Raw genomic sequence first — 12,005 nt, 5'->3', positions numbered from 1 at the left:
GATAACGTGTCGATCACCGTGAAACTGATCAGCCCGATCGCTATGGAAGAAGGTCTGCGCTTCGCTATCCGCGAAGGCGGCCGTACCGTTGGCGCCGGCGTTGTTGCCAAAATCATCGCCTAATAGCGACCAAGTTTTTTTGCAGGGCTCCGGCCCTGCGATGAAACAAACAGAGCCGGCCGTGGTAACATAGCCGGCTCTGTTGTAATAAGAGGTTGCTTCAAAATGGACAGGGCTAGGCGCAGCGACGCAGACAGTGCGCTGCACGGCAAGGAGCTGCAACAACGCCATGGCTATTTTGAAGCGACCTCCCGTTCTTTGATCAATGCTGGCGCTATAAAGTTGCCAGTTCGCTCTTTTGAGGAATCATCATGACCGCACCAAACCAAAAAATCCGTATCCGCCTGAAAGCTTTCGACTACAAGCTGATCGACCAGTCCGCACTGGAAATCGTTGACACCGCTAAGCGCACCGGCGCCGTTGTCAAGGGCCCAGTTCCACTGCCGACCCGCATCCAGCGTTACGACGTGCTGCGTTCCCCGCACGTGAACAAGACTTCCCGTGACCAGTTCGAAATCCGTACCCACCAGCGCCTGATGGACATCGTCGACCCAACCGACAAGACCGTTGACGCGCTGATGAAGCTGGACCTGCCAGCTGGTGTGGACGTCGAAATCAAACTGCAATAATTGCTTAGGTAATATTGCTCAGGTGGGCGAGGGCAACAGCCATCGCCGCCAGAAAAAGGCCGATACCGCATTGCGGATCGGCCTTTTTTTTGGCCATGGGTGACGGGCCCTCAAGCCGGGCATCCTCATGGTATAAAGTCGGCCATGTCCCTATCCATCCTCATCGTTGAAGACGAAGCCGCCATCGCCGACGGCATCATGTATGCCCTGCGCACCGACGGTTACACGCCGCGCCACGTCACCCTGGGCGAACAGGCGCTCGAGATCATGCGCGGCGCCGCGCCGCCGGAACTGGTGGTGCTCGATATCGGCTTGCCCGACTTGTCGGGATTGGAAGTGTGTCGCCGCCTGCGCCAGTTTTCCGATGCGCCGGTGATTTTCCTGACCGCCCGCAGCGATGAAATCGACCGCGTGGTGGGGTTGGAAATCGGCGCCGACGATTATGTGACCAAGCCGTTTTCGCCGCGCGAACTGGTGGCGCGCATCCGCGTCATCCTGCGGCGCCTGCATCCCCCTGGTCGCCCGCAGCCCGCAGTTGCCCCGGCCGCTGTGCCTGCCGCCCTTGCCGTGCCGCGTTCCATGGCCGGGTTTGAACTGCGCGCCAATGAAGCGCGCATCCTGTTCCAGGGCCGCCTGCTGGACCTGACCCGCTATGAATACCTGCTGCTGAAAACCCTGCTCGAACATCCGGGCCATGTGCTGTCGCGCGCGCAATTGATGGACCGGGTGTGGACCGATGCGCCCGATACGCTGGACCGCACGGTCGACGGCCATATCCGCTCGCTGCGCGCGAAATTGCGGTTGGTCGATGCCAATGCCGATCCGATCCAGACCCACCGTGGCATGGGTTACAGCCTCGATCCGCTGGCATGAAAATCGGCCTGCGTGTCCTGCTGGGCTACTTCCTGATTGTCGGGCTGGCGGCGTGGTTCCTGCTCAATGTGTTCGTCGCGCAAGTCAAACCGGGCGTGCGGGCATCGCAGGAAGATACCCTGGTCGACACGGCGAACTTGCTGGCGGAAATGGCGGCGGACGATGTGCAGCGCGGCAGGATGGAGAACTTCGCGCCGCGCCTGCGCGATTATGCGCAGCGCAGCGTCAGCGCCCGCATCGGCGGCGTCGCCAAGCAGCACCTGGACTATCGCGTGTACATCACGGACGCCAAGGGGATTGTGCTGTTTGATACCGCCGGCGCGGATCTCGGCAGCGATTATTCGCGCTGGAATGACGTGTACCTGACCCTGCGCGGCCAGTATGGCGCGCGCAGCACGAAGTCGGTGCCGGACGATGAAGACAGCACGGTCATGCACGTGGCGGCGCCGATCTTTGATCCGTCCGACCGCAGCCGCATCATCGGTGTGCTGACCGTGGCCAAGCCCAATGCCAGCGTGCAGGCATTCATCGAGCGCGGCCAGCGCACGATCTTGCGCTGGGGCGCTCTGTTGCTGGGCTTGTCGCTGCTGGTGGGGATGGTGTTTGCCTGGTGGCTGGCGCGCGCCTTGCGCCGGCTGATGGCGTATGTGGCCGACGTGGAGGCGGGCCGCAAGGCGGTGTTGCCGGACCTCGGCAACAATGAAATCGCGACGCTCGGCCGCGCACTGGAAGCCATGCGCACGCGCCTGGAGGGGAAAGAGTATGCGGAACAGCTGATGCATACGCTGACCCATGAATTAAAGTCGCCGATTGCCGCGATCCAGGCCTCGGCCGAGCTGCTGCAGGAAGACATGCCGGAAGCCGAGCGGCAGCGCTTCCTGGCTAATATCCTGGAACAGAATGCGCGCCAGAAGCAGTTGATCGACAAACTGTTGGCGCTGGTGCGGGTCGAGCAGCAGCAGCAGCTGGAGCAGGCGGCGCCGGTCGAGTTGAACGCGCTGTGCGCGGCGGTGGCGGGCGATTGTGCCGGCGCGTTGGCGGCCCGCCGGATCGCGCTGCTGTTTGATGACGGCTCGGCGGCGGGGCAGGGCGGCGCGGCTGGCGGTGTAGCGGGAGATGCGGCTGGAGATGTGGCTTGTGCTGCGGCCGGCGTTGCGGCGGACGCCGGCATGGCCGCGTCGCCCGTCGGCCTCGGCCTGGTGGCGGCCACGCCGCTGTGGGTGCAGGGCGACGCGCTGCTGCTGCGCCAGGCGCTGGGCAATTTGCTCGACAATGCGATCGGCTTTGCGCCGCCCGGCAGTGTGATCCGCATGCTGCCGCGGCGGCGCGGCGGGCAGGCCGTCGTTGCCGTGTGCGACAGCGGCCCCGGCATCCCCGCCTATGCGCAGGAACGCTTGTTTGAACGGTTTTATTCGCTGCCGCGCCCGGATGGCGGCAAGAGCACCGGGCTGGGCTTGCCGTTTGTGCGTGAAGTGGCGGCGCTGCACGGCGGCACGGTCTCTGTGGTCAATGCCGCGCAGGGCGGCTGCTGCGCGGAACTGGCGCTGCCGTTGCCGCTGGCGTTATAGGCTGGCGCGGCATGGCCGGCGCACATTCGGCACACATTCCGCGCACACCGCACACATCATGACTGCATCGCGCTTTCCTACACTGGCCGTATTTCAACCCCCAGGAAAGCGCCATGCAAAGAAGACTGTTTTTCAAAGTGATCATCATTGTTGTGCTGATGCTGTTGCTTGGCATCCCGCTGATGATGATCGAGTCCACCGTGGCCGGCCGGATGTACTACCGCGAGGAGGCGGCCGCCAGCATTGCCAGCGATTCGGTCGGCGAGCAGACCGTGATCGGCCCGGTATTGGTGGTGCCCTACACGGAAGAAGTGGACGTGCGCGAGACCACGGCGGAAGGCAAGGTCAAAATCACCACCAGCACGGCGCAGCGCCGGCACCTGGTATTCCCGGATGATTTGCAGGTGCAGGGCGGCATCGGCGCCGAACGCCGCTACCGGGGCATTCACGAAGTGCTGGTGTACAACGGCCAGCACAAGTTTTCCGGCAGCTTCACGTTGCCGGTGGTCGCCGATCTGCCGCGCGCCAAAGATGCGCGCGTGGCGCCGGCCGGGCCGCCGTACCTGGCGCTGCCGATCGAAGACGTGCGGGGCTTGCGCGAAATTCCTCAATTGCAGTGGGGCGGCAACACCGTGGAATTCGCGCAGGATGCGCTGCTGGGCGCCCACAAGCGTGGCTTGCACGCCAGGCTCGGTGCGGCGGCGCTGGAGGGAGGGCAGATAACGTTTGCCTTTGCGCTGAACCTGGCGGGGATGGAACGCCTGTCCTTCATCCCGGTCGGCAAGAACAACGTGGTGAGCTTGAAATCAGACTGGCCGCATCCGCAATTCAATGGCCGCTTCCTGCCTGAAAAGCGCGAGATCAGCGATGCCGGTTTCAGTGCGACATGGCGGGTGCCGTCGCTGGCCGCCAATGTGCGGCAGGAATTGCTGAACATGGCGGCGGATGACTGGGAGGGGCGGGCCCATGCTCAGTCCCAGGCCCAAGCCGCCGCCGCGCAGGCGGCGGGCGCCCGTGCCGGTGGGGCGCTGGACCGCTTTTCGGTGGCGCTGATCGAGCCGGTCAACACGTACAGCCTGGCCGACCGCGCCACCAAATACGGCTTGCTGTTCGTGGCGCTGACCTTTGCCGCCTTCTTTGTGTTCGAGATCCTGAAAGCCCTGCCGATCCACCCGGTGCAGTATGCCTTGGTCGGCCTGTCGCTGGCCATGTTCTTTCTGCTGCTGTTGGGGCTGTCCGAGCATTTCCCCTTCGTGCTGGCTTACGCCGCCGCCAGCGCCGCCTGTATCAGCCTGATCGGCTACTACCTGGCGCACGTGCTGCACGACCGCCGCCGCGGCTTTGCGTTCGGCGGTGCATTGACCCTGCTGTATGGCGCGCTGTATGGCTTGCTGTGTTCGGAGGACAATGCGCTGGTGCTGGGCAGCCTGCTGCTGTTCACGGTGCTGGCGGCCCTGATGGTGGCGACCCGCAAGGTCGACTGGTACAGCATTGGCGCCAGCGACGCGCCGCCACCGCCCAAGGTGGAACCGGGCGCCGTAGCCGCATAAGATGCAGAAAGCACAACGCCCGCATGATGCGGGCGTTGTCGCGGTTGGCGCGGGGATTATTGCTGTGCGCGCTTGCGGCGGCCGGCGGCCAGGCCGGCCAGGCCAAGGCCGAACAGGCCGAGCGTGGCTGGTTCCGGCACGTCGGCGGCGCTGTTGACGGGAACGCCGTTCATGGCGATGGTGTCCGGGGTGGCGCTGAAGTAGGTGTAGCTCTGGTTGCCGCTCAAGTAGAAGTAAGCATAACCACCGTCGCCATTCTGGAAATCACGCGACACGCTCTCCAGCAAGTCCCTCGAGATGCCGTCGAAGGAGTTGGTGTTCGAGTAGAGGTAATGGTAGCCATTGAAATAGCTGGCGTAATCTGCCGTATAGCCACTGCCATAGCCATAAATCTGGTCGACGGGATTATTGGGATTGTTGTCCGTGCGGCCGGTGGCCAGATATTGCTGGTTCCAGCTGTCGAGGGTTGTGGAGCCGGTCACCGTCTGGTTATTGATGGTGACACTGTAAGTGATCGGTGCATTGCCATAGCTGGAGACTTGGCTGTAGTAACTTTCATTAAACGCCCCCGCATTGGCGTCGATGTCCGCGCTGAGCGTCATCTGGTACCGCAGTCCGTTCAACTGGCCGCCTGCCGCGCCAAACAGGGCGCCCAAGTCCACTCCGTCGACAATTGTGCCGGACGAGGTGGTGGTGACGATGGCCGCTTGTGCGGGGGCGGCCAGGGTGGCGGTCAGCAGGACGGCGGTGGCAATGTACTTGAAGTTCATGGGGGCCTTTAACTGTTGTAACTATGGAATATACAATTCCATAGAGCAAGTTTCATGCCTTCAAAGTAATCTTGATTGGTATCAAAGACTTGCAAAATGCCAGCGTTTCAACCGGCACAAAAATGTAAAGAATCTCGACACCCGCGCCACCAGCACGGCGGCCCCAAAATATCTGACATACCTCGTACAAAGCTGTTGCGTCAAGGGGCAAAGCACAGTACACTAGCTGGCTTCGGTATGGAATCGTCTTTTTTTGTTCATACCATTTTTGGTAGTTAAATAGACTCCACCCAATCGTAGGTGGAATTGGAGAAAATATGAGCCTTGGCCTCCTCGGTCGCAAGGTTGGTATGATGCGTATCTTCACCGATGACGGGGATTCGATTCCTGTCACCGTGCTGGACGTGTCGAACAACCGTGTTGCGCAAATCAAAACCCCTGAAGTTGACGGTTACTCCGCTGTTCAGGTTGTCTTCGGTCAGCGTCGCGCTTCCCGCGTGACTAAAGCAGCTGCCGGTCACTATGCTAAAGCTGGTGTTGAAGCTGGTACTCTGTTGAAAGAGTTCCGCGTTGACGCTGCTAAAGCCGCAGAATTGAAAGCTGGCGAAGTTATCGCTGCTTCGCTGTTCGAAGTTGGTCAAAAGATCGACGTTCAGGGCACGAGCATCGGTAAAGGCTACGCCGGTACCATCAAGCGCCACAACTTCGCTTCCGGTCGTCAGACCCACGGTAACTCGCGTTCGCACAACGTACCAGGCTCGATCGGTATGGCGCAGGATCCAGGTCGCGTGTTCCCTGGTAAGCGCATGACCGGTCACATGGGTGACGTTACTGTTACCACCCAGAACCTGGAAATCGCTCGTATCGACGCCGACCGTCAGCTGCTGCTGGTGAAAGGTGCCGTGCCAGGCGCGAAAAACGGCCAAGTTGTCGTGTCGCCTGCTGTTAAAGTTAAAGCAAAGAAAGGGGCTTAATCGATGGAACTCAAGCTCCTGAATGCTCAAGGTCAAGCAGCCTCCAACGTTGCCGCCGCTGACACCGTCTTCGGCCGTGACTACAACGAAGCCCTGATCCACCAAGTCGTGGTCGCCTACCAAGCCAATGCTCGCAGCGGCAACCGTAAGCAAAAAGACCGCGAAGAAGTCCACCACACGACCAAAAAGCCATGGCGCCAAAAAGGTACCGGCCGTGCTCGTGCTGGTATGTCCTCCTCGCCACTGTGGCGCGGCGGTGGTCGCATCTTCCCGAACTCGCCTGACGAGAACTTCACCCATAAAGTGAACAAGAAGATGTACCGCGCAGGTCTGTGCTCGATCCTGTCCCAACTGGCCCGCGAAGAGCGCCTGGTTGTGATCGACGATCTGGTCATCGACGCGCCAAAGACCAAGCTGCTGTCGCAAAAGCTGACCGGCATGGGCCTGGACTCGGTGCTGATCATTGCCGAGAACATCGAAGAAAACCTGCTGCTGGCTTCCCGCAACCTGCCGAACGTGCTGGTTGTTGAGCCGCGCCAAGCAGATCCAATGTCGCTGGTCTTCTACAAAAAGACCCTGGTCACCAAAGCGGCACTGGCCAAGATTGAGGAGATGCTGGCATGAGCGCAGTCATCAAACACAGCGAAGAGCGCCTGATGAAGGTGCTGGTAGCTCCGGTAATTTCCGAGAAAGCTACCATGGTCGCCGAGAAAAACGAGCAAATCGTTTTCAAGGTTCTGCCAGACGCAACCAAGCCAGAAATCAAAGCCGCCGTTGAACTGCTGTTCAAGGTGGAAGTGGCCTCGGTACAAACCGTGAACCGCGAAGGTAAAGTGAAGCGTTCGGGCCGTTTCGTCGGTCGTCGCAACCACACCAAGCGCGCTTTCGTGTGCCTGAAACCAGGCCAGGAAATCAATTTCACCGAGGAGGCTAAATAATGGCACTCGTTAAGATGAAGCCAACCTCCCCAGGCCGTCGCGGCATGGTGAAAGTGGTTAACACCGACCTGTTCAAAGGTCGTCCGTTTGCCGCTCTGGTTGAAAAGAAATCGAAGACTGCTGGCCGTAACAACAACGGTCACATCACCACCCGCCACATCGGCGGTGGCCACAAGCATCACTACCGCGTTGTTGACTTCAAGCGCAACAAAGACGGTATTCCTGCGAAAGTGGAACGTATCGAATACGATCCAAACCGTACCGCTCACATCGCCCTGCTGTGCTACGCAGACGGCGAGCGCGCATACATCATCGCCCCTAAAGGCGTGGCTGTAGGCGACGTGCTGCACAACGGTTCGGAAGCGCCGATCAAAGCAGGTAACTGCCTGCCAATCCGCAACATCCCAGTCGGCACCAACATCCACTGCGTGGAAATGTTGCCAGGCAAGGGTGCACAGATGGCCCGTACGGCTGGCGCCGTTGTGGTCCTGATGGCTCGCGAAGGTACTTACGCTCAGGTGCGTCTGCGCTCCGGCGAAGTGCGTCGTGTGCACATCGAGTGCCGCGCAACCGTGGGTGAAGTCGGCAATGCCGAACACAGCCTGCGTAAGATTGGTAAAGCCGGTGCAATGCGCTGGCGCGGTGTTCGCCCAACCGTCCGCGGTGTGGTGATGAACCCGATCGACCACCCGCACGGTGGTGGTGAAGGTCGTACCGCAGCTGGTCGTCACCCAGTATCGCCATGGGGCCAGCACACCAAGGGCAAGAAGACTCGCTCGAACAAGCGTACGTCTTCGATGATCGTTTCGCGCCGCGGCAAGAAATAAGGATAAACCATGACTCGTTCATTGAAAAAAGGGCCGTTCTGCGACGCCCACCTGGTGAAAAAAGTCGAAGCCGCGCAAGCGATCAAAGACAAAAAGCCAATTAAAACCTGGTCCCGTCGCTCGACGATCATGCCTGACTTCATCGGTCTGACCATTGCCGTGCACAACGGCAAGGTCCACGTGCCTGTGTACGTTTCCGAGAACATGGTTGGTCACAAGCTCGGCGAATTCGCGCTGACCCGCACGTTCAAGGGCCACGCAGCTGACAAAAAGGCTAAGAAATAATGGAAACTCAAGCAATCCTCAAAGGCGTGCGCCTGTCGGATCAAAAAGGCCGCCTGGTGGCTGACCTGATCCGCGGCAAAAAGGTTGACGCTGCGCTGAACATCCTGCAGTTCAGCCCGAAAAAAGGCGCTGCGATCATCAAGAAAGTGCTGGAGTCGGCAATCGCCAACGCTGAGCACAATGATGGTGCGGATATCGACGAACTGTTCGTGAAAACGATCTACGTCGAAAAGGGCCCGATCCTGAAGCGTTTCACCGCCCGTGCAAAAGGCCGTGGTGACCGCATCTCGAAACAATCCTGTCACGTGTACGTGACCGTCGGTAACTAAGGAGCCAAGATGGGTCAGAAAATTCATCCAACCGGTTTCCGTCTGGCAGTCACCCGTAACTGGGCCTCGCGCTGGTACGCTGGCAACGGCAATTTCGCTGCCATGCTGAACGAAGACCTGAAAGCTCGCGCTTTCCTGAAAAAGAAACTGAAGAACGCCTCCGTTGGCCGCATCGTTATCGAGCGTCCAGCCAAGAACGCGCGCTTCACCGTGTACAGCTCCCGTCCGGGCGTGGTCATCGGTAAAAAAGGCGAAGACATCGAAGTGCTGAAGACCGCACTGGCGAAGATCATGGGCGTGCCTGTGCACGTGAACATCGAAGAAATCCGCAAGCCGGAAATCGATGCTCAACTGATCGCCGACTCGATCTCGCAACAGCTGGAAAAGCGTATTATGTTCCGCCGCGCCATGAAGCGCGCGATGCAGAACGCCATGCGCCTGGGCGCCCTGGGCATCAAGATCATGTCCTCGGGTCGTCTGAACGGCATCGAAATCGCACGTACCGAATGGTACCGCGAAGGCCGTGTGCCTCTGCACACCCTGCGCGCCGATATCGACTACGGCACCAGCGAAGCTGAAACCACCTACGGCATCATCGGTGTCAAGGTGTGGGTTTACAAAGGTGACCGCAACGCCGCCGGCGAAGCACCAGTTATCGATGTCCCAGCGGACGAGAAAAAACCACGCGGCCCACGCCGTGACGACGGCAAACCTGGCCGTGGTCCACGTCCAGGTCCAGGCGCCAAGCCAGGCGCGCCAGCCGCCCGCCGTGCTGCCAAGCCGGCTGAGAAAGCAGGAGAATAAACCATGCTGCAACCTAGCCGCAGGAAGTACCGTAAAGAGCAGAAAGGCCGTAACACCGGCATTTCGCACACCACCGGCACCAATGTGTCGTTTGGTGAGTTCGGCCTGAAAGCCGTGGCACGTGGCCGTATCACGGCCCGCCAGATCGAGTCGGCACGTCGTGCCATGACCCGTCACATCAAACGTGGCGGCCGTATCTGGATCCGCGTCTTCCCAGACAAACCGATCTCGAACAAGCCAGCCGAAGTCCGTATGGGTAACGGTAAAGGTAACCCAGAGTACTACGTCGCTGAAATCCGCCCAGGCAAAGTCCTGTACGAGATGGATGGCGTCGGAGAAGAACTGGCACGCGAAGCGTTCCGCCTGGCTGCTGCCAAACTGCCTCTGGCAACCACCTTCGTGGTGCGCCAGGTTGGCCAATAATAGGAGTGAAATATGAAAGCATCTGAACTCCGCGGCAAAGACCAGGCAGCTCTGCAAAAAGAGCTGGCCGATCTGCTGAAGGCCCAGTTTGGTCTGCGTATGCAAGTCGCTACGCAACAACTGAGCAACACTTCGCAGCTCAAGAAGGTACGCCGCGATATCGCGCGTGTAAAAACGGTCATGAATCAGAAGGAAGCCAAATGAACCAGCCAGTGAAACAGTCGCTCAAGCGCACGCTGATCGGTAAAGTGGTCTCCGACAAGATGGACAAGACCGTTACCGTTCTGATCGAACGTCACGTGAAGCACCCTCTGTACGGCAAGATCATTGTGCGTTCGGCTAAATACCACGCACATGACGAATCCAACCAAGTCAAAGCCGGTGATACGGTCGAGATCCAGGAAGGTCGTCCGATCTCCAAAACGAAGGCGTGGACGGTGACTCGTGTAGTGCAAGCTGCACAAATCGTTTAATTGAGATTGCCTCCCGGGCGCAAGCCTTGGGAGGCAGTTTTAATTAGTTCTTGCAAGCCCGCAGGTTGTGTGTAATACTTGCGGGCTTCGTTCATGTATCGCCGCAAAGTGTCTCTCCGCAGACATGGATCGCGGTCAGTACTTGTTTGAAGATCAAGCACCCAAGCAGCACATCGCAAGATGGGCTGGCGGGACCAAGACTGACCGACAGGTCCATATTGTGTGGATTCTTCGGCTTAAGTTGGGAAAGAGAATACTATGATTCAAACTGAAAGCCGGCTCGAAGTAGCCGACAACACCGGTGCCAAGGAAGTTCTGTGCATCAAGGTGTTGGGCGGTTCCAAGCGCCGTTATGCTGGCATTGGCGACGTGATCAAGGTCACCGTTAAGGTGGCTCAGCCACGTGGTCGTGTCAAAAAAGGTGAAATTTACAACGCCGTGGTTGTGCGTACCGCTAAAGGTGTGCGCCGCCAAGATGGTTCCCTGGTGAAGTTCGATGGCAACGCTGCTGTCCTGCTGAACAACAAGCTGGAGCCGATCGGTACCCGTATCTTTGGACCAGTTACGCGCGAGTTGCGTACTGAAAAGTTCATGAAGATCGTGTCCCTGGCACCGGAAGTTCTGTAAGGAGTCAGCAATGGATAAGATTCGTAAAGACGACGAAGTCATCGTTTTGACCGGCAAAGACAAAGGCAAGCGCGGTACCGTGCTGCGTCGCGTAGACGCAGAGCACGTCGTGGTTGATGGCGTCAATGTCGCTAAAAAGGCTGTTAAGCCAAACCCGATGACTGGCGTAACTGGTGGCATCGTTGACAAGACCATGCCTATTCACGTGTCCAACGTTGCGCTGTTCAACGCTGCGACCGGTAAGGCAGATCGCGTAGGCTTCAAAGATGTGGACGGCAAAAAAGTCCGCGTCTTCAAGTCGAACGGCGAAGTAGTGAAAGGGTAATAAGAAATGGCCCGTCTGCAAGCAGTCTATAAAGACAAAATCGTTGCCGAACTGACCGAAAAATTCGGTTACACGACGGTAATGGAAGTACCTCGCCTGACCAAAATCACCCTGAACATGGGTGTGGGCGAAGCCATCGCTGACAAGAAAGTGCTGGAGCACGCTGTTGGTGACCTGACCAAGATCGCCGGCCAGAAGCCAGTGACCACCAAGGCCCGTAAAGCTATCGCCGGTTTCAAAATCCGCGAAGGCTACCCAATCGGTACCATGGTGACCCTGCGCGGCGCCCGCATGTACGAGTTCCTGGATCGTTTCATCACCGTGGCCCTGCCACGCGTGCGTGACTTCCGTGGCGTGTCCGGCAAATCGTTCGATGGCCGTGGCAACTACAACATCGGTGTGAAAGAGCAGATCATCTTCCCTGAGATCGAGTACGACAAGATCGATGCGCTGCGTGGTATGAACATTTCGATCACCACCACCGCGAAGACCGACGATGAAGCCAAAGCGCTGCTCGCCGCCTTTAAATTCCCGTTCAGGAACTAAGTAG

The 12,005-nt window shown here is 59.0% G+C and carries 19 protein-coding genes; 18 read left to right on the top strand and 1 reads right to left on the bottom strand.

Features of this window, described 5'->3' with window-relative positions; all coding sequences use genetic code 11:
- The 5 genes from AC1RRC_RS31105 to creD all read left to right on the top strand — a co-directional run.
- A partial coding sequence (locus AC1RRC_RS31105; protein ID WP_493059665.1) for an EF-Tu C-terminal domain-related protein occupies window positions 1–123 on the top strand: 123 nt, incomplete at its 5' end.
- Window positions 124–371: 248 nt separating this feature from the next.
- The gene (gene rpsJ, locus AC1RRC_RS31100) at window positions 372–689 is read left to right on the top strand and encodes a 30S ribosomal protein S10 (RefSeq protein WP_154379348.1); all 318 of its coding nucleotides are present in this window, start codon (window positions 372–374) and stop codon (window positions 687–689) included.
- 144 nt (window positions 690–833) lie between these two features.
- Window positions 834–1,562, top strand: coding sequence for a two-component system response regulator CreB (gene creB / locus AC1RRC_RS31095; protein ID WP_493059660.1), 729 nt, complete (start codon window positions 834–836; stop codon window positions 1,560–1,562).
- Window positions 1,559–3,130 (top strand): two-component system sensor histidine kinase CreC, encoded by a 1,572-nt coding sequence (gene creC / locus AC1RRC_RS31090; RefSeq protein ID WP_493059659.1) that lies wholly within the window; start codon window positions 1,559–1,561, stop codon window positions 3,128–3,130. The genes creB and creC overlap by 4 nt, the downstream gene beginning before the upstream one ends.
- Window positions 3,131–3,243: 113 nt before the next feature.
- Window positions 3,244–4,680, top strand: a complete 1,437-nt coding sequence (gene creD / locus AC1RRC_RS31085) for a cell envelope integrity protein CreD (RefSeq protein ID WP_493059658.1) — start codon at window positions 3,244–3,246, stop codon at window positions 4,678–4,680.
- A 56-nt stretch (window positions 4,681–4,736) separates the two neighbouring features.
- On the opposite strand, the gene AC1RRC_RS31080 is transcribed toward creD, so the two are convergent.
- Complete coding sequence (locus AC1RRC_RS31080) at window positions 4,737–5,450, bottom strand: PEP-CTERM sorting domain-containing protein (protein WP_493059657.1); 714 nt, start codon at window positions 5,448–5,450, stop codon at window positions 4,737–4,739.
- Window positions 5,451–5,767: 317 nt separating this feature from the next.
- Between AC1RRC_RS31080 and rplC the strand changes: the two genes are divergently transcribed.
- The 13 genes from rplC to rplE all read left to right on the top strand — a co-directional run bounded on the left by rplC (window position 5,768) and on the right by rplE (window position 12,001).
- Window positions 5,768–6,424: a 50S ribosomal protein L3 gene (gene rplC, locus AC1RRC_RS31075; protein ID WP_155440034.1), complete on the top strand. Its 657-nt coding sequence runs from the start codon at window positions 5,768–5,770 to the stop codon at window positions 6,422–6,424.
- A gap of 3 nt (window positions 6,425–6,427) precedes the next feature.
- Complete coding sequence (rplD, locus tag AC1RRC_RS31070; RefSeq protein ID WP_493059655.1) at window positions 6,428–7,048, top strand: 50S ribosomal protein L4; 621 nt, start codon at window positions 6,428–6,430, stop codon at window positions 7,046–7,048.
- Window positions 7,045–7,362 carry a 50S ribosomal protein L23 gene (gene rplW / locus AC1RRC_RS31065; protein WP_155440036.1) on the top strand — a complete coding sequence of 106 codons (318 nt, stop codon included), beginning with the start codon at window positions 7,045–7,047 and terminating at the stop codon, window positions 7,360–7,362. The genes rplD and rplW overlap by 4 nt, the downstream gene beginning before the upstream one ends.
- A complete protein-coding gene (gene rplB / locus AC1RRC_RS31060) occupies window positions 7,362–8,189 on the top strand; it encodes a 50S ribosomal protein L2 (RefSeq protein ID WP_493059654.1) in 828 nt (275 codons plus the stop codon). The genes rplW and rplB overlap by 1 nt, the downstream gene beginning before the upstream one ends.
- 9 nt (window positions 8,190–8,198) lie before the next feature.
- A complete protein-coding gene (gene rpsS / locus AC1RRC_RS31055) occupies window positions 8,199–8,474 on the top strand; it encodes a 30S ribosomal protein S19 (protein WP_493059653.1) in 276 nt (91 codons plus the stop codon).
- Window positions 8,471–8,803: a 50S ribosomal protein L22 gene (gene rplV / locus AC1RRC_RS31050; RefSeq protein ID WP_493059664.1), complete on the top strand. Its 333-nt coding sequence runs from the start codon at window positions 8,471–8,473 to the stop codon at window positions 8,801–8,803. The genes rpsS and rplV overlap by 4 nt, the downstream gene beginning before the upstream one ends.
- 9 nt (window positions 8,804–8,812) lie before the next feature.
- Window positions 8,813–9,607 (top strand): 30S ribosomal protein S3, encoded by a 795-nt coding sequence (gene rpsC, locus AC1RRC_RS31045; protein WP_493059651.1) that lies wholly within the window; start codon window positions 8,813–8,815, stop codon window positions 9,605–9,607.
- Between the two features lie 3 nt (window positions 9,608–9,610).
- Window positions 9,611–10,030 carry a 50S ribosomal protein L16 gene (rplP, locus tag AC1RRC_RS31040; RefSeq protein ID WP_493059650.1) on the top strand — a complete coding sequence of 140 codons (420 nt, stop codon included), beginning with the start codon at window positions 9,611–9,613 and terminating at the stop codon, window positions 10,028–10,030.
- Between the two features lie 12 nt (window positions 10,031–10,042).
- A complete protein-coding gene (rpmC, locus tag AC1RRC_RS31035) occupies window positions 10,043–10,234 on the top strand; it encodes a 50S ribosomal protein L29 (protein WP_154379322.1) in 192 nt (63 codons plus the stop codon).
- Window positions 10,231–10,503, top strand: a complete 273-nt coding sequence (gene rpsQ / locus AC1RRC_RS31030) for a 30S ribosomal protein S17 (RefSeq protein WP_093556910.1) — start codon at window positions 10,231–10,233, stop codon at window positions 10,501–10,503. The genes rpmC and rpsQ overlap by 4 nt, the downstream gene beginning before the upstream one ends.
- Before the next feature lie 258 nt (window positions 10,504–10,761).
- Window positions 10,762–11,130: a 50S ribosomal protein L14 gene (gene rplN, locus AC1RRC_RS31025; RefSeq protein WP_154379320.1), complete on the top strand. Its 369-nt coding sequence runs from the start codon at window positions 10,762–10,764 to the stop codon at window positions 11,128–11,130.
- Window positions 11,131–11,140: 10 nt separating this feature from the next.
- Window positions 11,141–11,455, top strand: a complete 315-nt coding sequence (gene rplX / locus AC1RRC_RS31020; protein ID WP_493059649.1) for a 50S ribosomal protein L24 — start codon at window positions 11,141–11,143, stop codon at window positions 11,453–11,455.
- 6 nt (window positions 11,456–11,461) lie between these two features.
- Window positions 11,462–12,001 (top strand): 50S ribosomal protein L5, encoded by a 540-nt coding sequence (gene rplE, locus AC1RRC_RS31015; RefSeq protein ID WP_493059648.1) that lies wholly within the window; start codon window positions 11,462–11,464, stop codon window positions 11,999–12,001.
- The last annotated feature ends 4 nt before the right edge of the window (window positions 12,002–12,005 follow it).

The organism is Pseudoduganella sp. GW821-FHT12E03, assembly GCF_058807115.1.
This window is presented reverse-complemented; position numbering and strand designations above follow the sequence as displayed.

Excerpts from the sequence above, each read along its gene's own strand:
- AC1RRC_RS31080 (WP_493059657.1), bottom strand. The coding sequence starts at position 5,450 with ATGAACTTCAAGTACATTGCCACCGCCGTCCTGCTGACCGCCACCCTG.
- rpsS (WP_493059653.1), top strand. The coding sequence starts at position 8,199 with ATGACTCGTTCATTGAAAAAAGGGCCGTTCTGCGACGCCCACCTGGTG.
- creD (WP_493059658.1), top strand. The coding sequence starts at position 3,244 with ATGCAAAGAAGACTGTTTTTCAAAGTGATCATCATTGTTGTGCTGATG.
- rplW (WP_155440036.1), top strand. The coding sequence starts at position 7,045 with ATGAGCGCAGTCATCAAACACAGCGAAGAGCGCCTGATGAAGGTGCTG.
- creB (WP_493059660.1), top strand. The coding sequence starts at position 834 with ATGTCCCTATCCATCCTCATCGTTGAAGACGAAGCCGCCATCGCCGAC.
- creC (WP_493059659.1), top strand. The coding sequence starts at position 1,559 with ATGAAAATCGGCCTGCGTGTCCTGCTGGGCTACTTCCTGATTGTCGGG.
- rplC (WP_155440034.1), top strand. The coding sequence starts at position 5,768 with ATGAGCCTTGGCCTCCTCGGTCGCAAGGTTGGTATGATGCGTATCTTC.
- rplE (WP_493059648.1), top strand. The coding sequence starts at position 11,462 with ATGGCCCGTCTGCAAGCAGTCTATAAAGACAAAATCGTTGCCGAACTG.
- rplP (WP_493059650.1), top strand. The coding sequence starts at position 9,611 with ATGCTGCAACCTAGCCGCAGGAAGTACCGTAAAGAGCAGAAAGGCCGT.
- rpsQ (WP_093556910.1), top strand. The coding sequence starts at position 10,231 with ATGAACCAGCCAGTGAAACAGTCGCTCAAGCGCACGCTGATCGGTAAA.
- rplX (WP_493059649.1), top strand. The coding sequence starts at position 11,141 with ATGGATAAGATTCGTAAAGACGACGAAGTCATCGTTTTGACCGGCAAA.
- rplN (WP_154379320.1), top strand. The coding sequence starts at position 10,762 with ATGATTCAAACTGAAAGCCGGCTCGAAGTAGCCGACAACACCGGTGCC.
- rplD (WP_493059655.1), top strand. The coding sequence starts at position 6,428 with ATGGAACTCAAGCTCCTGAATGCTCAAGGTCAAGCAGCCTCCAACGTT.
- rpsC (WP_493059651.1), top strand. The coding sequence starts at position 8,813 with ATGGGTCAGAAAATTCATCCAACCGGTTTCCGTCTGGCAGTCACCCGT.
- rpmC (WP_154379322.1), top strand. The coding sequence starts at position 10,043 with ATGAAAGCATCTGAACTCCGCGGCAAAGACCAGGCAGCTCTGCAAAAA.
- rplB (WP_493059654.1), top strand. The coding sequence starts at position 7,362 with ATGGCACTCGTTAAGATGAAGCCAACCTCCCCAGGCCGTCGCGGCATG.
- rpsJ (WP_154379348.1), top strand. The coding sequence starts at position 372 with ATGACCGCACCAAACCAAAAAATCCGTATCCGCCTGAAAGCTTTCGAC.